19 protein-coding genes and 1 pseudogene are annotated in these 15,351 nt (G+C 72.1%); 10 read left to right on the top strand and 10 right to left on the bottom strand.

The window, feature by feature from the left end:
• The first annotated feature begins 61 nt into the window (after window positions 1-61).
• From JIX55_RS47275 to JIX55_RS47255, 5 genes are read left to right on the top strand one after another with little or no spacing between them, the layout of a single operon-like run.
• Window positions 62-961 (top strand): STAS domain-containing protein, encoded by a 900-nt coding sequence (locus tag JIX55_RS47275; protein ID WP_257561726.1) that lies wholly within the window; start codon window positions 62-64, stop codon window positions 959-961.
• Window positions 958-1,398, top strand: a complete 441-nt coding sequence (locus JIX55_RS47270) for an STAS domain-containing protein (protein WP_257561727.1) — start codon at window positions 958-960, stop codon at window positions 1,396-1,398. The genes JIX55_RS47275 and JIX55_RS47270 overlap by 4 nt, the downstream gene beginning before the upstream one ends.
• Complete coding sequence (locus JIX55_RS47265; RefSeq protein ID WP_257569203.1) at window positions 1,398-1,838, top strand: anti-sigma regulatory factor; 441 nt, start codon at window positions 1,398-1,400, stop codon at window positions 1,836-1,838. The genes JIX55_RS47270 and JIX55_RS47265 overlap by 1 nt, the downstream gene beginning before the upstream one ends.
• A complete protein-coding gene (locus tag JIX55_RS47260; protein WP_257561728.1) occupies window positions 1,838-2,908 on the top strand; it encodes an ATP-binding SpoIIE family protein phosphatase in 1,071 nt (356 codons plus the stop codon). Before JIX55_RS47265 ends, JIX55_RS47260 begins: the two co-directional genes overlap by 1 nt.
• The gene (locus tag JIX55_RS47255) at window positions 2,905-4,650 is read left to right on the top strand and encodes a PP2C family protein-serine/threonine phosphatase (protein ID WP_257561730.1); all 1,746 of its coding nucleotides are present in this window, start codon (window positions 2,905-2,907) and stop codon (window positions 4,648-4,650) included. Before JIX55_RS47260 ends, JIX55_RS47255 begins: the two co-directional genes overlap by 4 nt.
• 4 nt (window positions 4,651-4,654) lie before the next feature.
• On the opposite strand, the gene JIX55_RS47250 is transcribed toward JIX55_RS47255, so the two are convergent.
• The 5 genes from JIX55_RS47250 to JIX55_RS47230 form a co-directional block, all read right to left on the bottom strand.
• Window positions 4,655-5,068 (bottom strand): MarR family winged helix-turn-helix transcriptional regulator, encoded by a 414-nt coding sequence (locus JIX55_RS47250; protein ID WP_257561731.1) that lies wholly within the window; start codon window positions 5,066-5,068, stop codon window positions 4,655-4,657.
• A gap of 89 nt (window positions 5,069-5,157) precedes the next feature.
• Window positions 5,158-5,967 (bottom strand): SAM-dependent methyltransferase, encoded by an 810-nt coding sequence (locus JIX55_RS47245; protein WP_257561732.1) that lies wholly within the window; start codon window positions 5,965-5,967, stop codon window positions 5,158-5,160.
• 34 nt (window positions 5,968-6,001) lie between these two features.
• The gene (locus JIX55_RS47240) at window positions 6,002-6,517 is read right to left on the bottom strand and encodes a hypothetical protein (RefSeq protein WP_257561733.1); all 516 of its coding nucleotides are present in this window, start codon (window positions 6,515-6,517) and stop codon (window positions 6,002-6,004) included.
• Between the two features lie 345 nt (window positions 6,518-6,862).
• Window positions 6,863-7,114, bottom strand: coding sequence for a DUF397 domain-containing protein (locus tag JIX55_RS47235; protein ID WP_257561734.1), 252 nt, complete (start codon window positions 7,112-7,114; stop codon window positions 6,863-6,865).
• Window positions 7,115-7,117: 3 nt separating this feature from the next.
• Window positions 7,118-7,939: a helix-turn-helix domain-containing protein gene (locus JIX55_RS47230; protein ID WP_257561735.1), complete on the bottom strand. Its 822-nt coding sequence runs from the start codon at window positions 7,937-7,939 to the stop codon at window positions 7,118-7,120.
• 303 nt (window positions 7,940-8,242) lie between these two features.
• Between JIX55_RS47230 and JIX55_RS47225 the strand changes: the two genes are divergently transcribed.
• A complete protein-coding gene (locus JIX55_RS47225) occupies window positions 8,243-9,655 on the top strand; it encodes a hypothetical protein (RefSeq protein WP_257561736.1) in 1,413 nt (470 codons plus the stop codon).
• A gap of 37 nt (window positions 9,656-9,692) precedes the next feature.
• Here the strand turns inward: JIX55_RS47225 and JIX55_RS47220 are convergent, their stop codons facing one another.
• Together JIX55_RS47220 and JIX55_RS47215 are read right to left on the bottom strand one after the other, a co-directional pair.
• On the bottom strand, window positions 9,693-9,800 hold the full coding sequence (locus JIX55_RS47220; protein ID WP_257561737.1) for an SDR family oxidoreductase: 108 nt from the start codon (window positions 9,798-9,800) through the stop codon (window positions 9,693-9,695).
• 52 nt (window positions 9,801-9,852) lie between these two features.
• Window positions 9,853-9,942: pseudogene (locus tag JIX55_RS47215) on the bottom strand (SDR family NAD(P)-dependent oxidoreductase); the annotation flags it as partial.
• Window positions 9,943-10,294: 352 nt separating this feature from the next.
• Here JIX55_RS47215 and JIX55_RS47210 point away from each other — a divergent pair.
• The 3 genes from JIX55_RS47210 (at window position 10,295) to JIX55_RS47200 (ending at window position 11,797) form a co-directional block, all read left to right on the top strand.
• Window positions 10,295-10,600, top strand: coding sequence for a hypothetical protein (locus JIX55_RS47210; RefSeq protein ID WP_257561738.1), 306 nt, complete (start codon window positions 10,295-10,297; stop codon window positions 10,598-10,600).
• 14 nt (window positions 10,601-10,614) lie between these two features.
• Window positions 10,615-11,154 carry a DUF6624 domain-containing protein gene (locus JIX55_RS47205; RefSeq protein ID WP_257561739.1) on the top strand — a complete coding sequence of 180 codons (540 nt, stop codon included), beginning with the start codon at window positions 10,615-10,617 and terminating at the stop codon, window positions 11,152-11,154.
• A gap of 106 nt (window positions 11,155-11,260) precedes the next feature.
• Window positions 11,261-11,797: a GNAT family N-acetyltransferase gene (locus JIX55_RS47200; protein WP_257561740.1), complete on the top strand. Its 537-nt coding sequence runs from the start codon at window positions 11,261-11,263 to the stop codon at window positions 11,795-11,797.
• Window positions 11,798-11,835: 38 nt separating this feature from the next.
• Here JIX55_RS47200 and JIX55_RS47195 read toward each other — a convergent pair whose 3' ends face one another.
• Window positions 11,836-12,744 carry a LysR family transcriptional regulator gene (locus JIX55_RS47195; RefSeq protein ID WP_257561741.1) on the bottom strand — a complete coding sequence of 303 codons (909 nt, stop codon included), beginning with the start codon at window positions 12,742-12,744 and terminating at the stop codon, window positions 11,836-11,838.
• Between the two features lie 72 nt (window positions 12,745-12,816).
• On the opposite strand from JIX55_RS47195, the gene JIX55_RS47190 reads away from it, so the two are divergent.
• On the top strand, window positions 12,817-13,206 hold the full coding sequence (locus tag JIX55_RS47190; protein WP_257561742.1) for a RidA family protein: 390 nt from the start codon (window positions 12,817-12,819) through the stop codon (window positions 13,204-13,206).
• A 44-nt stretch (window positions 13,207-13,250) separates the two neighbouring features.
• On the opposite strand, the gene mraY is transcribed toward JIX55_RS47190, so the two are convergent.
• Window positions 13,251-14,318 (bottom strand): phospho-N-acetylmuramoyl-pentapeptide-transferase, encoded by a 1,068-nt coding sequence (gene mraY / locus JIX55_RS47185; RefSeq protein ID WP_257561743.1) that lies wholly within the window; start codon window positions 14,316-14,318, stop codon window positions 13,251-13,253.
• A gap of 86 nt (window positions 14,319-14,404) precedes the next feature.
• Window positions 14,405-15,343, bottom strand: coding sequence for an EamA family transporter (locus JIX55_RS47180; RefSeq protein ID WP_257561744.1), 939 nt, complete (start codon window positions 15,341-15,343; stop codon window positions 14,405-14,407).
• Between the last annotated feature and the right edge of the window lie 8 nt (window positions 15,344-15,351).

The following is a 15,351-nucleotide window of genomic DNA, read 5'->3' as shown; positions in this document are numbered from 1 at the left end:
GACCACGCCCACCAGTCGTTTCCCGAAGCGGGGAGGCGCGACAGCACGTGAGGAGAGACCCGTGCCGGAACAGGACACGGCAGACCGGCGGATGACACCGGCGCAGGAAGTGGCGAACTTCCTGCGCGGCCGGCAGGAGCAGATCGCGCAGCGCTGGGCCGACGCGGCGCTGTTCCGCACCGTCTTCACCCATTCCCGGGACGAGGCGGTGGAGGCGGGCCGGGCCGTCGTGGACGCGCTCGCCGCCGTGGCCTCCGCGGCCGGCGTCGAGGACGCGGAGGCCGGTGGCTTCCACGTCGTACGCGAGCAGTTGGCGCGGACGGCGGCGTCGCGGGCCCGGGCCGGTTCCACCATCACCCAGATCTCCGCCGAGGTGGACGCGCTGCGGCCGCCCGTCACCGAACTCCTCGTCGCCGAGCTCTCCGGTGTGTCCGCCGAACACCTCCGTGAGTGCACCACGACCCTGACGGTCCTCATGGGCACCCTGCGTCTGGTCGTGCTGGAGACGGCCCTGAGCGATGTGGAGGAGGTCATCGACCGGCAGCGCCTGCAGCTCATGGAGGTCGCCACGCCGGTGATCAAGCTGTGGGAGGGCATCGTCGCCGTCCCCCTGATCGGCACGCTGGACAGCGCGCGCAGCCAGGTCGTGATGGAGACGCTGCTGAACTCGATCGTCGAGCAGCACGCCAGGTTCGCCATCCTGGACATCACCGGGGTGCCTACCGTCGACTCCCTGGTGGCCCAGCACCTCATGAAGACCGTGGCGGCGGCGAGGCTGATGGGAGCCGAGTGCATCGTCTCCGGCATCCGGCCGGCCATCGCGCAGACCATCGTCCATCTGGGCATCGACCTGAGCTCGGTGCTCACCCGCGCGAGCCTCGCGGACGCACTCGCCTACGCGTTGCGGGAACAGGGCACGGACATCGTGTCCCACGATGTCGCCGGTTCGGGGCCCAGGTGAGCGGCGACTTCCCCGCGCCGTACGGCGGGCCGTCGCCGTACGGCGGAACCGTACCCGTCCTCAAGCTCGGCGACGTCCTCCTGGTGTCGCTCCAGGGCGATCTGCACGACGGCACGGCGGAGCAGCTCCAGCAGGACATCAGCGACACGGTCGCGCGCAGCGGGGCGACGGGCGTGGTCATCGACCTCTCGGGTGTGGAGATCGTCGACTCGTTCCTGGGGCGGGTGCTCGGCGACATCGCCGCCCAGACGAGTCTCCTCGCCGCCAGGACGGTGGTGGCGGGGATGCGGCCGGCCGTGGCGATCACGCTGGTGGAGCTGGGGCTGACCCTGCCGGGACTGCGTACCGCGCTCAGCACCGAGGAGGCGATGCGTCTCCTCGGCGAATCGGACCCGACCTTTCCCCGCCGGGGGCACGCCCGCCAGGAGAGTCCGTGATGCAGACCGTCGGCGGCATCTCCGCCTGCCTGCCGATCCACTCGGATCTGGATCTGGTGTGGGTACGGCAGCATGTACGGCAGGCGGCCGCCCAGCTCGGCTTCGGTCTGGTCGAGCAGACCAAACTGGTCACGGCCGCCAGCGAGTTGGCCCGCAACACCCTGGTCCACGGCGGCGGGGGCCAGATGGAGTGCGAGCCGGTGGACAGGGGCGGCGCACGGGGTCTGCGGCTGACGTTCAGCGACGAGGGGCCGGGCATCGCGGATCTCGACCAGGCGCTCATCGACGGCTACACCTCCGGCGATGGCCTGGGCATGGGTCTGGGCGGCGCCCGGCGGCTGGTTCACGAGTTCACGATCGACAGCCGCCCCGGCTCGGGCACCACGGTGACCGTGACCTCCTGGATGTCGGGTGCGCCGCGCCCGCGCGAGGAGCGGTGATGCCGCGCGTCTGGGAGGTTCCGGTGCACGACTCGACCCGGGTGCGGGACGCCCGGGTGGCCGCCGAGGCCGCGGCCGCGCGGGCCGGGCTCGACGAGAGCCGCGCCGCCGGTGCCGCGCTGGTGGCCACCGAGCTGGCCACCAATCTGCTCAAGCACGCCGGCGGCGGGCTGATGCTGCTGGACGTCATGGCCCGCCCCGCGCCGGACCGGGCGGACGGCGCGGCCTCGCTGGTGCAGATCATGGCGATCGACCACGGGCCGGGGATGCCCGATGTCGCGGGCGCCCTGCGCGACGGCTTCTCGACCACGTCCTCGCTCGGCGCGGGCCTCGGCACCTGCCACCGCGTCGCCGACGACTTCGACCTGCACAGCACCGTCGGCCGGGGCACCGTCGCCCTCGCCCGGATCGGCACCCGGCCGGGGCGCCGACGCGCGCCGGCCCGCTCCCCCGCCCCGGCCGTGCGCGCCGGGGGCGTCAACATCCCCTTCGCCGGCGCGGAGTTCTCCGGCGACGCCTGGGCGTGGGTCCGGGCGGGCGACCTCACCACACTGATGCTGGCCGACGGGCTGGGCCACGGCCTGGCGGCGGCACACGCCTCCTCGGCGGCCGTGGAGCAGCTGTGCCGGGCGCCCGAGCTGCCTCCCGCCCAGCTGCTGCGGAGGCTGGAGGGCGCGCTGCGGGACACCCGGGGCGCGGCCGTGGCCGTGGCCCAACTCGACACCGCCGCCGGACGGTTGCTGTTCTCCGGCATCGGCAACATCGGAGCGCGGCTGCGCACCGGCGCGAACTGGCAGCCGATGCTGTCGCGGCCCGGCATAGTCGGCGCCCACCGGGCGGCGCACCTGCCGCAGCACGAGGTGGCCTGGGGGGACGACTGTCTTCTCGTGCTGCACAGCGACGGCCTGCCGAGCCGCTGGAGTCCGGGCCCCGCCGCCCACAGCCCCACCCTCGACCCCGCTGTGATCGCCGCCGTGATCGTGCGCGACGCGAGCAGCCCCGCCCGGCCGGTACGCGACGACACCACCGTCGCGGTGCTGAGCCCCTCCCCGCCGGACCATCTCCCATGACCCGTACCTGGCACATCAGTTCCGTCACCGACGCGGCTCGGGCCCGTATCGCCACCGCGCGGCTGGCCACCGCGCACGGGGTGTCCCCGACCGACCGGGCCCGGCTGGTGTCCGTGCTCACCGCGCAGCTGAGGCAGTGCCTCACCAAGGGAGGCACGTGGCTGCTGACCGCGCGGGCCACCACGGCGCGGCCCGGCGGCACCCGGTTCCTGGTCGAGTTGACGTCGGCGACGCAGCGGCCGGGCGAGTTCCGCCGGCCCTGGCGGCTGACGGTCTCCTGCTCGGAGGAGGTGCGGCTGCCGGACAGCGAGCATGTGGCCGGCGATCCGGCGACGCTCGCGGAAGCCCTGTTCGGGGCCGACGAGGACGCCGCGCTACTGCTGGAGAAGCTCGGCGAGCAGGAGGCGCTGGTGGCGTTCCACCGCGAGGAACTCCACCAGACCAACCAGGGTGTTCTCGCCCTGCACGCCGAGCTGGACGCGGCCGGGCGGGCGCAGCGCGAACTCTTCGCCGCCGAGCAGAAGGCCCGCAAGGAGGCGGAGAAGGCCCGCGGCAGACTCACCTTCCTCGCCGACGCCAGCGCCGCCCTGACGGCGTCCCTGAACCCCGACGCGGTCGTGCGGCTGCTCCCCGCGCTCCTGGTGCCCCGGTACGCCCGCACCGCCGACGTATGGCTGTTCGACGGGGAGGACGATGTGCGCCGGGGCGGCCCGCATCCGGCCGCCGCCGTTGTCGCGGCCCGCCGAGGGCGCCCCCAGTACGCCGCCGACCACCCCGGCGGTCTGCCCGGCGTCGACGACCAGCCGCCCTCGGCGCTCGACCCCACCCGGCCGCTGCTGTGCGTGCCGCTGATGACCCGCCGCGCCCCCCTGGGCGTGCTGACGCTGTCACCGCCCGACGACGAGCGCTGGGACGCCGACGACGCCTTCATGCTGATCGAGCTCGCCCGGCGGGCCGGTGTCGCCCTGGAGAACGCCCGGCGCTTCGAGCACAACCGCGACATCGCCGAGACCCTGCAACGCGCCCTGCTCACCGAGCTGCCCACCACCCCGGGCCTGCGGCTCGCCGCGCGCTATCTGCCGGCCACCCGGGGCCTGAACATCGGCGGTGACTGGTACGACGCCTTCCGCCAGCCCGACGGCAGCCTGATCACCGTCATCGGCGACGTCACCGGCCATGGTCTGCACGCCGCGGTGATGATGAGCCAGCTGCGGACCGCGCTGCGCGCCTACGCGGTCGACGGCAAGAGCCCCGGCCAGCTCCTCACCCATCTGCATCTGTTCCTGCACCATCTGCAGCCCGACCTGTACGCCACCGCCGTCATCGCCCGGTTCCATCCCCACGAGCCCACCCTCACCTGGGCCGCCGCGGGGCATCCGCCGCCGGTGCTGCGCTCGCCCGACGGGCAGGTGCGGATCCTGGACGCCAAGCCCGGCGCGATGCTCGGCATCCCCATCCGACAGGAGATCGCCGACCACACCGTCCCGCTGCCGCCCGGCTCCACCCTGGCCCTCTACACGGACGGGCTGGTGGAACGCCGCGCCCAGGGCATCGACCCGGGCATCGAACGGCTGGCCACGGCCCTCGGGACACTCCGGCCCGCCACGCTCGACGAGGACCTCGAAGCATCGGCCGACCTGCTCCTCCACCCCCTGCTGGACGACGAGCACGAGGACGACGTGTGCCTGCTGCTGTGCCATGTGCACAGCGAGCCGGGCGACCTCACGGCCCGGCTCCCCTGACCGGTCACCCGAGGGCCCGCAGCGCCTGCTCGACTCGCGCACGCTCCGCCTGCGGCAGCGCCCCCAAGGCCTCGGTCAGACGCACCGACAGGCGCTCGGTGACGTCCGCGAGAAGCCCGCGTCCACGCGCGGTGACCACCAGGCGCACCTCACGCCGGTCGTCGAGCCGGACGTACCGCTGGAGCAGGCCGGCCGCTTCGAGCCGGTCGCAGAGCCGACTGGCCGTGGGCAGGCCGACGCCGAGCTGCTCGGCCAGGGCGGTGAGGTTCAGCTCGGGCCGGTGGCGCACCGCTCTCAGCGCCAGGACCTGTCTCGGTGACAGCCGCGGGGTGACGTCCTCGACGGCCGAGAACCAGAGCGGCACCAGGTTCTCCACGACGTCGAGAACCTGCCGGGCGAGATCCGCGGGGCCGGTCATGCGGGGGGCCTACCCGAAGTGCCCGGGAGTACACGGCCGCCACCGCACGCTCCCGCGTCGCCCAAGTCGCCCGTCGCGGCGCGGCGTTGCTACGCCTTGTAGGCCACTCCCCCGTACACGTCCGTCGGCTCCGGGGTCGTGCCCGGCTCCGGGCGCCACAGCGGGCAGGACACGATGCCGGGCTCCAGGAGTTCCAGGCCCTCGTAGTACGCGTGCAGCTGCCGGGGGCTGCGCAGGACGTACGGGACGGCGCCGGTGTCGTCGTAGCCGTCCTGGGCGCGCTTGAGTTCGGCGTCGGTGTCCGTGCTGTCGTAGTGGACGAAGTAGCTGCCCGACGGCAGGGCGGCCTGGAGGCTGCGGACGATCTCCTTGGCCTCCTCGTAGTCCTGGATGTGGCCGAGGATGCCCATCAGCATCAGGGCCACCGGCTTGCTGAAGTCGAGGATCTTGCCGGCGGCTTCGAGGATGGTGGCCGGGTCGTGCAGGTCCGCGTCGACGTAGTCGGTGACCCCCTCGGGGGTGCTGGTGAGCAGGGCCTGCGCGTGCCGCAGTACCAGGGGGTCGTTGTCGACGTAGACGATGCGGGACTCGGGGGCCGCCTTCTGGGCGACCTGGTGGGTGTTGTCGTACGTCGGAAGGCCGGTGCCGATGTCCAGGAACTGGCGGATGCCGCGCTCCCGGGCCACGAAGGTGACCGTGCGGATGAGGTAGACGCGGGAGGCGCGGGCCATCGTCTCGATGTTGGGGGCGATCTCCCGGTAGGCGTCTCCCGCGACGCGGTCGACCTCGTAGTTGTCCTTGCCGCCCATCCAGTAGTTCCAGATGCGGGCCGAGTGCGGCACCGTGGTGTCGATCTTGGACAGGGCTTCCTGATCGGGAGTGGGGTGGCCGTCTGCCATGGGAACTCTCCTGCCTCACATCGCGTGGTCGTCGCTAACCTATCGTCAACTGCTCTGTGTTTCGCCAGAGTTGGGACGGCCGAGAAGCGGGGGCACGGATGGGGCGGCTCGGCTCGCCGGCATCGAGGGTCACCACGGGAACGTGCTGGGCGAGGGTGCGGAAGGCCCGGGCGTAGGCGGTGGCGGCCTCCACGGCCTCGGCGCTGTGCGCATGACCCGACGTCGCGGTCAGGTGGAGCATGGCTCCGTCGCGTTCGGCCACGGTTTCGGCGAGGTCCAGGGCCTGGATCCAGGTCACCCGGGAGCGGCCGCGGCGCAGCGGCCCGTACACGAGTTCCGCGACGAGGTTCCCGTCGACGGCCGGCCGACCGGGTCCGGCGAGGAGTTCGCGGTACGGCAGGGCCGGGTCCAGGTGGTGGAGGAAGGGCGGCATGTGCCGGACCTCGAAGCCGAGGTGGGCCAGCTCGGTCATCAGGTGGGTCCTGCCGGGACCTTCGTGTCCCTCGATGATCAGGGTCCGGTACTGGGTGAGCGTGGACGGCAGGATCATTCCCGCCCCTCGGGAGCGGCCCGGCCGGGGCGGCCGGCGTGTCCGGCGGGCGGCATGGCTCGACCCGGGACACGAGGCGGCGTACGCATGCCGCTCCCTTCGGGTGGTGCGCGGCGGGTGTCGGCTCCCCAGTCTGTGTGCGGCCGGGAGGCGACGGGAGTGCGTTTGCGGGTTGTCCGGTTGTGCGGGCGTAGTGATCCGCGCGGTGGCCGAACGGCCGTCGGGCGAAGCGGAACGGCCGGGCGGCCGGGCGGACTTCGGACGGTCCCGGGTGACCGGACGGGCGCCAGGCGATCCCCGGTGGCCGGACGGTGGCCAGGCGATCCGGGAGCTGGCGGGCAGCCCTCAGGCGATGAGGAAGTCGGCCTGGCCGGCCTTGGCGCCCTCCAGGAAGGCCACTATCTCCTCCCGCGAGTAGACGAGGGCGGGGCCGTCCGGGTCGGTGGACTGACGGAAGGCCACGCTGCCGTCGGGCAGGCGCTTGGCCTCGACGCAGGAACCGCCGTTGGTGCCGCTCCAGGGCTTGCGCCAGCCCTCGGCGCCGAGTTCGGGTGCGGGCATACCGCTGTGAACGGGGTCGTTGGGTGTCCTTGCCATGTGTCACAACTCCTTGCGTAGTGCCGCCAGGATGTCCCTGGTCCGGGCCACCGGTTCCGCCTGCACGGACATCCGGTCCATGACCTCCAGGTAGGTCACGACGTCCGCGGGCTGGTCGACGTACTGGGCGCCCGCGAGGCCCTCGGTGTAGACGATGTCGGGGAGTTCGGAGAAGCCGAAGCGGAAGTAGTGGAAGGGGCCGTAGGCCCCCGGGTGGGGTCCGGCCGCGAACCGCATGATCTGGATCCTGACCTTGGGCCGCTCCGTCGCCTCGGCGAGCCGGTCGATCTGGGCCCGCATCACCTGGGGACCGCCCACCGGCCGGCGCAGCACGGTCTCGTCGAGGATGGCCCAGACGGCCGGTGCCTCGGGTTTGACCAGCAGGTCCTGGCGTCTGAGGCGCAGGGCGACCCGGCGGTCGACGTCCTCGGGGCTCGCGTTCGGGAAGCCGACACGCATGAGCGCGGCGGCGTAGTCGTGGGTCTGCAACAGGCCGGGTACGTACTGGGGTTCGTAGAGACGGATGACGGCGGCTTCGCTCTCCAGGCTCACGTACGCGCTGAACCACTCCGGCAGCACGTCGCGGAACTTGTGCCACCAGCCGGGCTGGTTGGCCTCGCGCGCCAGGGAGAGGAAGTCCTCGATCTCGGCGCCGGAGACCCCGTAGGTGCGCAGCAGCTCCTTCACGTAGGGGATACGGAGACCGACCTCGGCCTTTTCCATGCGGCGGACCGTCAGGGCGGTGACCTCGATGGCGCGGGCGGCGTCGTCGAAGGAGACTCCGGCCTGCTCCCGCAGCTGCCGGAGCCGTTTGCCGAGAACCATGCGCAGGACCGTGGGCGCCGCAGGAGCACTCCCTCCTGAGCGGGTCTCACTCACGTGCAACCTCCCGGGGCGGGATTCACAGCGTGCAGTGTGCCACGCGATCCATTGACACGGACAGGTCCTTGCAGTTCGTTTTGAAATTATCAGAACGCAGGTTGCGGGCTGAGTTCTTCGGCCACCATAGTGCTTGAGTGACCTGCCGCACATCGCGGGCAGCGTCCCTCGAACTCCTCCGGCCCGCCCAGGAGTTGGCGCCACGGCGGGCACGGGTCAAGCCGTGCGCCGACACGATGCGACACCTGGATGGCCGCCGTGACGAACGGATTACCAAGGAACCCGGTCAAGGGGACCGGCGGGCCCAACAAGCCGCTGGCGGCAGCCCTGAAGGAGGCCGGCTGCTCGTACGCCTCCCTCGCCCTCCGGGTCAATGACCTGGGCCGCTGCCAGGGCGCGGAGACCAACTACGACAAGGCCTCCGTCACCCGCTGGCTCCAGGGCCAGCAACCACGGGGAAACACACCGGAGTTGATCGCCGCAGTCCTCGGCGAACGGCTGGGCCGCGCGCTCACTCCGGCCGACCTCGGTTTCCCGCTCGATCGCGGACGACCGGTGACGGGACGGGCGTTGATGTACGTCGAAAACGTGGCGGAGACCCTGCACACCCTGGCCGAGCTGGGCTCCACCGACATCTCCAGGCGCAGTCTGCTCGGCTCCGTGCCCTTCGTGCCGGGCGCGCTGACGACCCCTCAGCGGGCCTGGCTGCTCTGGCTGGTGGAGAGCCGTGACGCTCCCAGGCTCGCACCGGTGTCGGCCGGCGGGCCGGTGGAGCAGGTCCACGCGATGCTCCGCATGTTCGACGAGATGGACAACCACTACGGGGGCGGCGGTATCCGCACGAGCATCGTGCAGTACCTCACCACCGAGGTCATCCCCCTGCTCCAGCAGCGCGGCACGCCGCCGCACCACAGGCGCGAGCTGTTCGCCGCCGCCGCCCGGCTCGCCGCCATGGCGGGCTGGAGTTCCTACGACGCCGGGGAGTACGGCCTCGCCCAGCGGTACATGACGCAGGGGCTCAGGCTCTGCGCGGAGGGCCGCGACCATGTGCTGGGCGGGCAGATCCTCGCCGGGCTCTCCCATCTGGCGACCAGCCTCGGCCGTCCCGACGAGGGCGTGGCCCTGGCCCGCGCCGGGGTCGCCACCGCCAAGGACGCGGGCAGCCCCCTCGGTCTGATGCGGCTGCACGCCATGTCCGCGCGCGGCCACGCGGCGCTGGGCCGGCCCCGCGAGACCGCCGAGGCCCTGCGGGCGGCCGAGAAGCAGCTCGACGCGAGCCGGGGTGCCGCCCACGAGTCGCCCTGGGTGCGGTTCCTCAACCACCACTACCTCCAGGCCGAGTCCGCCGTCTGCTTCCGCGACCTGGGCCTCGCCGCGCAGGCCGAGCACACCGCGGGCGAGTCGGTGCGTGCCAACGCCGACCGCCGCCGACGCCAGGCCATCAGCCGGTCCGTCCTGGCCACGGCCCACCTGCAGCAGAACCGCCTCGACGAGGCGATCGCCACCGCCACCGACGCGCTGGAGGCGCTCAGCGACGTCCACAGCGAACGGTCGATCCAGGCCCTCCGTGACTTCCGGGGGAGACTGGCGTCCCGTCGCCACGAACCCCTGGTGCAGGACTTCGAGCGCCGGTCGCGGGTGGTGCTGGGGGCGGCCGCCTGACGGTGGCCCGCCGCCGTGGACGCGACGGCGGCCGACCTCAGTGGCCGTCCGGTGGGGACGCGTTCTGGGCCCGGTCGGCGGGCAGATGGGCGCCGGAGACGCCGGTCGCCCAGTCGGAGAGCAGGAACACCACCGTGCGTGCCACCTCGTGCGGAGGCGTTGACGCGGATGCGATCGGGGCCCAGCTCGCGGGCCAGGGAGGAGACCAGGTGGATCAGGGAGCTCTGCGCCGCCCCGTACTGGGCGGGTGGTCCCGGTTCCCAGCCGGAGACAGAGCTGATCAGCACGATCGAGCCGCCGTCGGCCGGGCGTCTTCTTCCGCGCCCTCCGTCTCACCCGGACGTTGTACGTACACCGTGGCCGGGAACATACACAGCGCGCGCCACTACCCGCCCGCAACCGCACAACCCCTCCACCACCTGGTGTTTTGTGTGGCCGGTGCTGTTGTCTTCGACAACAGCACCGACGGCCCGCCGCCCCGGCCGCCCCGTGGACACCGAGGAGGAACTCGATGACGGCAGTCAGTGTCGACGCGCCCCGCCGACGGATCCCTGCGGCGGCAGCACACGACCCCGGGTGGAGCGTCCATGACGCCGCGTCCGGCGGTGTGGACCGATCCCTGGACGCGGTGAGGCTGCCTTGATCCCGCTCAGGAGGTCCCGCCTCTTCCGGACGGCGGTGCCCGCCCACCCGTCGTGGGCCGCGGGTGTGCGGCGCACGGTGGCGGCGCACCTCACCCGCTGGGAACTCTCCACGATCCTGGACGACGCCGTCCTCGCCACCGACGAACGCTTCGCCGACGCGGTCCGGCACACGAGCGCCGATCCCGCCGACACCATCGCCGTCGTCGCCGCGCCGGCCGACGACCGGGGCACCGATCCGCCGGAACCGGGTGACGTGGGCAAGAAGGTGCGGTTCTCGCTCGCGGTCCGGGGGCCGGTGTGAAGGGCGCCCCGGCCATGGAACCCACATCCGGCGCGGCGCGGCCCCGCGAGCGGGTCCTCGCCGCCGAGCTGATCCGCAGGGCCGAGGATGAGCGGCGGCTGGCCCAGGAGGCCCGGTCCGCCCCCACCGCGCAGGCCCGCGACCGCATCGCCGCGTGCCACGCCGGCAACGCGGACGCCCTCCGCGCGATCGTCGCCCGCCATGGCTGGCCCACCGCCGAGTCGGTCGGCGAGCCGGCCTCCACGGCGGCCCTCGTGATCCTCCTGCACGCTCCCGACCTCGGCTTCCAGCTCTCCTGCCGCGACCTGATCGCCGAGGCCGTGGCGGACGGCCGCTGTCCCGCCGTGCACCACGCCTACATCGCCGACCACTGCGCCGTCGCACTGAACCAGCCGCAGTTCTACGGCACCCGCATCAACCCCGGCACTCTCTTCCCGTACCCCATCCGCCACCCCGAGACCGTCGACGAACGCCGCCACGACGTGGGCCTCGGCCCCCTGGCCGAACATCTGCGGGCGGTGCGGTGCGGGTTGGGGGCGAGCGGCGGGCTCTAGGCATCGGGGGCGGCGCGTTGCGGGCTGCGCGAGCGGGTCACGGCGGGTGTCCGTACGCCTGGGATATTCGGTCGCTCCCGCCCCGTGATCGCGTTACGTTGGCGCGATGTCCGAACTGCGAACCGATCGCCTGCTCCTGCGCGGATGGCGGAAGTCCGACCTCGCCCCGTGGGCGGCCATGAACGCCGATCCGGAAGTCCGCGAGTACTTTCCCGGTGTCCTGACGAAGGAGCAGAGTGAGGCGTCCGCCGCCCGCTTCCAGGCCGACCTCGACGAGAGGGGCTGGGGCTGGTGGGCGGTGGAGGTGCGCGCCACGGGCGAGTTCATCGGGTTCACCGGCCTGGATCCGGTGGAGGAGGGCATGCCGTTCTCCGGGGTGGAGGCGGGCTGGCGGCTGGCACGTACGGCGTGGGGCCACGGTTACGCCACGGAGGCCGGGCGGGCCGCCGTGGACTTCGGCTTCGAACGCCTCGGCCTCGCCGAGGTCCTCGCGGTGACCACCGCCACCAATCTCCGCTCCCAGGCGGTGATGCGGCGCCTCGGCATGACCCGGGACCCGGCCGACGACTTCGACGACCCGGATGTGCCGGAGGGACCACTGCGGCGGAGCGTGGTGTTCCGGCTGGCGGCGAGGGCCTCGTAGCGCGGAGCGCCGGGCACACGCTGCTCCGCTGCTCCGCTCTAGGACCCGTACGGCGGATCGTGGCCGATGGTCGCGAGGAGGTTGGCCACCAGGGGATTCGGGTCGTTCTCGCGCCAGGCCACGGCGACCCGTGTGCGGGCGGTGCGGGGCTCGATTCCCCGGAAGGCGACGCCCTTGAGGCGGATGCGCCGGATGCTCGCCGGGGCCAGGGAGACGCCCAGTCCGGCTTCCACGAGGGCGCAGACGGTCTGCCACTCCACCGCGTGCTGGGCGACTCGGGGCGTGAAGCCCGCCGCGGTGCACAGGCCGGTGATGCGGTCGTGGAGCTGGGGGCCGACCGCGCGGGGCAGGAGGACGAAGGGAGAGTCCGCCAACTGGCCGACGGAGACGGTTCGTTCAGCGGCGAGGGGATGTGTGGACGGCAGGACGGCCACGAAGGGCTCGGTCAGGACCGTCTTGAAGCCGAGCTCCGTTTCGCCGTCGGGCGGCTCGCGCAGCAGTCCCATGTCGATCGTCTTGTCGTGCAGGGCGGCGATCTGTGGAGCCGTGGTCATCTCGTGGATGTCCAACTCCACGTCGGGGAATCGCTGTCGGAAGGTACGCAGCAGGCCGGGCAGGAGCGTCAGGGCGAGGGAGGCGGCGAAGCCGATCCGCAGCCGGCCGGTTCGGCCGCTGCCGACGGCCCTGGCCGCGGCCAGGCCGTCGGCGAGGTCGGTGAGGGTTCGCCGGGCGACGGGCAGGAGTTGTCGTCCCGCCGGGGTGAGGGTGACGGCTCCCGGCGCTCGGTGGAACAGCGCGTGGCCGACCTTCTCCTCCAGGCGGCGGATCTGCTGGCTCAACGGGGGCTGTGCGATGCCGAGGCGGGCGGCCGCGTGGCCGAAGTGGAGTTCCTCGGCGAGCACGACGAAGGCGTGCAGTTGCGGCAGGGGAAGTTCGGGGCGCTCCATACGCCCAGAGATATCAGCCCGCACCTGTAGCCGTATTAGACGTATCCACGCTGGTCACTTAGCGTTCGGCGCATGACAGAGCGACGTGCGATCCTCAGCGGCTCGACGTTCGAGGAGCAGATCGGCTATGCCCGGGCCGTGGTCGACGGTGACTGGGTGCACGTGTCGGGGACGACCGGGTTCGACTACACCACGATGACGATCTCCGACGACGTGGTGGAGCAGGCCGAGCAGTGCCTGCGGAATATCGAGGCCGCGCTGGCCGAGGCTGAGTGCGCTCTCGCCGACGTGGTGCGGGTGCGGTATCTGCTGCCCGACCGGGACGACTTCGAGCCCTGCTGGCCTGTTCTGCGCCGCGCGTTCGGGGAGGTGCGGCCGGCCGCCACCATGCTCATGTGCGGTCTCGCCGACCCCCGTATGAAGATCGAGATCGAGGTGTACGCACGGCGGGCCACCACGTGATCGCGGCCGCGTGCATCGCGGCCGCGATCATGAGTCCGGATACCTCAGCCCGCGGCCCAGCCCACGTAGAACAGCCCCAGGCCCACGATCACGCATATGCCCTGGATGGTCCAGAAGCGGACCACGACCAGGACTTCGGACCAGCCCTTGAGTTCGAAGTGATGCTGGAGCGGGGCCATGCGGAAGACGCGCTTCCCGGTCAGTTTGAACGAGCCGACCTGGATGACGACCGACAGCGTGATCAGGACGAAGAGCCCGCCCAGGATGGCGACGAGCAGTTCGGTCCGGGAGCAGATGGCGAGGCCCGCGAGCGCGCCGCCGAGGGCGAGGGAGCCGGTGTCGCCCATGAAGATCTTGGCGGGCGAGGTGTTCCACCAGAGGAACCCGAAACAGGCGCCCATCAACGCGGCGGCGACGACGGCGAGGTCGAGCGGATCGCGTACCTCGATACAGGAGGCGGGGTCGGTGAGTTCCATGGCGTTGGCGCACGAGTTCTGGAACTGCCACAGACCGATGAAGGTGTAGCCGCCGAAGACCATGACCGACGCACCGGTGGCGAGGCCGTCCAGACCGTCGGTCAGGTTCACGCCGTTCGACATGGCCAGGATCATGAAGAGCGCCCATACGACGAACAGCACGGGCCCGATGGTCCATCCGAAGTCGGTGACAAACGACAGCTTCAGGGAGGCCGGCGTCTGGCCCCGGTCGTCCGCGAACCGGATGGCGAGAAGGGCGAACACGATGCCGACGATCAGCTGGCCGGCCATCTTCGCTCCGGCCCTCAGCCCCAGCGAACGCCGCTTCACGATCTTGATGTAGTCGTCGAGGAACCCGACGACACCCATCCCCGCCATCAGGAACAGCACCAGGACACCGGGGAACGTCGGGCTCTCACCGGTGATGATCTTCGTCAGGGCGTAGGCGACGAGGGTGGCCAGGATGAAGGCGATGCCCCCCATAGTGGGGGTGCCGCGCTTGCCGTGGTGGCCGCGCGGGCCGTCGTCGCGGATGAACTGCCCATACCCCTTTCGGGCCAGCAGCTTGATCAGCAGCGGAGTGCCGATCAGTGTCAAGAACAGGCCGATGGCCCCGGCAAACAGGATCTGGTTCATCGGACGGCGGTCTCCCCCTCGGTCGCGTTCTGGTACGCGACTGCCTCACCGGTGTCGCTGGTTCTCACAGGCCCCACCCTATGCAGTCACCTGATCTTCGTACGGCGGTGGGTGGTTGACGGCGGAACCGGGGTGGACGGCCGTGCGCCACCCCTCGGCCCATCGCCCCCGCGGCGGTCCGCGCGTGCGGGGCGGCCCAGGACGACTCCGGTCAGGACCAGGCCCAGCCCGCACAGTTGGCGGCCCGTCAGCGTCTCTCCGGCGACCGCCGTGCCGAGGAGCACGCCCGTGACGGGGTTGAGCAGTCCGATCAGTCCGACGGTGCCGGCGGGCAGGTGGCGCAGGCCGGTGAACCAGGCCGCGAAGGCCAGCGCGGTGGCGATCAGGGTGACGTAGCCGAACGCGAGGAGCGCCTGCGGGGAGAGTGTGGGCGGCGGCCCCTCCACGGCGGCGGCGACCGGGAGGAGGAGCAGGCCTCCGGCGGTGAGCTGCCAGGCGGTCGAGGCGAGCACGTCGGTCCCGGCGTTCCAGCGCTTGGTCAGGATGTGGCCGAAGGACGAGACGAACATGGCGGCGGCCGAGGCGAGGATCCCCGGCACGCTCATGCCCGCCTCCCCGGTGAGGAGCATGAGGCAGACCCCGCCGAGCCCGATCGCGGCGCCGGCCAGGTGCGCGAGGCCGGGCCGTTCGGAGACCAGGGGCCAGGCGATGAGCATCATCGTCAGCGGAGCGACAGCCATGACGGTCGAGGCGACGCTCGTCGGCAGCAGCTGGGAGGCGGCGTAGACGAGGACGAAGAACACGCTCACGTTGAGCAGCCCGAGCAGCGCGGACCTTCCCCACCAGGCGCCGCGGGGCCGCCGTCGGCACAGGGCCAGCAGGACGAGGCCGGCGGGCAGTGCCCGCAGGGCCGCTCCCCACAGGGGGCTGTCCGCCGGGAGGTACTCGTGGGTGACGAAGTAGTTGGTCCCCCAGGCCACCGGCGCCACCGCGGTCAGCGCCACCCAGCGCGTATTGGCTTCCATGGAAGACA

The organism is Streptomyces sp. DSM 40750 (genome assembly GCF_024612035.1).
In the GTDB taxonomy this organism is placed as follows: Bacteria; Actinomycetota; Actinomycetes; order Streptomycetales; family Streptomycetaceae; genus Streptomyces.
This window is presented reverse-complemented; position numbering and strand designations above follow the sequence as displayed.

Coding starts and splice junctions, on each gene's coding strand:
- JIX55_RS47265 (WP_257569203.1), top strand. CDS start 1,398: ATGCAGACCGTCGGCGGCATCTCCGCCTGCCTGCCGATCCACTCGGAT.
- JIX55_RS47260 (WP_257561728.1), top strand. CDS start 1,838: ATGCCGCGCGTCTGGGAGGTTCCGGTGCACGACTCGACCCGGGTGCGG.
- JIX55_RS47255 (WP_257561730.1), top strand. CDS start 2,905: ATGACCCGTACCTGGCACATCAGTTCCGTCACCGACGCGGCTCGGGCC.
- JIX55_RS47250 (WP_257561731.1), bottom strand. CDS start 5,068: ATGACCGGCCCCGCGGATCTCGCCCGGCAGGTTCTCGACGTCGTGGAG.
- JIX55_RS47245 (WP_257561732.1), bottom strand. CDS start 5,967: ATGGCAGACGGCCACCCCACTCCCGATCAGGAAGCCCTGTCCAAGATC.
- JIX55_RS47240 (WP_257561733.1), bottom strand. CDS start 6,517: ATGATCCTGCCGTCCACGCTCACCCAGTACCGGACCCTGATCATCGAG.
- JIX55_RS47235 (WP_257561734.1), bottom strand. CDS start 7,114: ATGGCAAGGACACCCAACGACCCCGTTCACAGCGGTATGCCCGCACCC.
- JIX55_RS47230 (WP_257561735.1), bottom strand. CDS start 7,939: ATGGTTCTCGGCAAACGGCTCCGGCAGCTGCGGGAGCAGGCCGGAGTC.
- JIX55_RS47225 (WP_257561736.1), top strand. CDS start 8,243: ATGGCCGCCGTGACGAACGGATTACCAAGGAACCCGGTCAAGGGGACC.
- JIX55_RS47205 (WP_257561739.1), top strand. CDS start 10,615: ATGGAACCCACATCCGGCGCGGCGCGGCCCCGCGAGCGGGTCCTCGCC.
- JIX55_RS47200 (WP_257561740.1), top strand. CDS start 11,261: ATGTCCGAACTGCGAACCGATCGCCTGCTCCTGCGCGGATGGCGGAAG.
- JIX55_RS47195 (WP_257561741.1), bottom strand. CDS start 12,744: ATGGAGCGCCCCGAACTTCCCCTGCCGCAACTGCACGCCTTCGTCGTG.
- JIX55_RS47190 (WP_257561742.1), top strand. CDS start 12,817: ATGACAGAGCGACGTGCGATCCTCAGCGGCTCGACGTTCGAGGAGCAG.
- mraY (WP_257561743.1), bottom strand. CDS start 14,318: ATGAACCAGATCCTGTTTGCCGGGGCCATCGGCCTGTTCTTGACACTG.
- JIX55_RS47180 (WP_257561744.1), bottom strand. CDS start 15,343: ATGGAAGCCAATACGCGCTGGGTGGCGCTGACCGCGGTGGCGCCGGTG.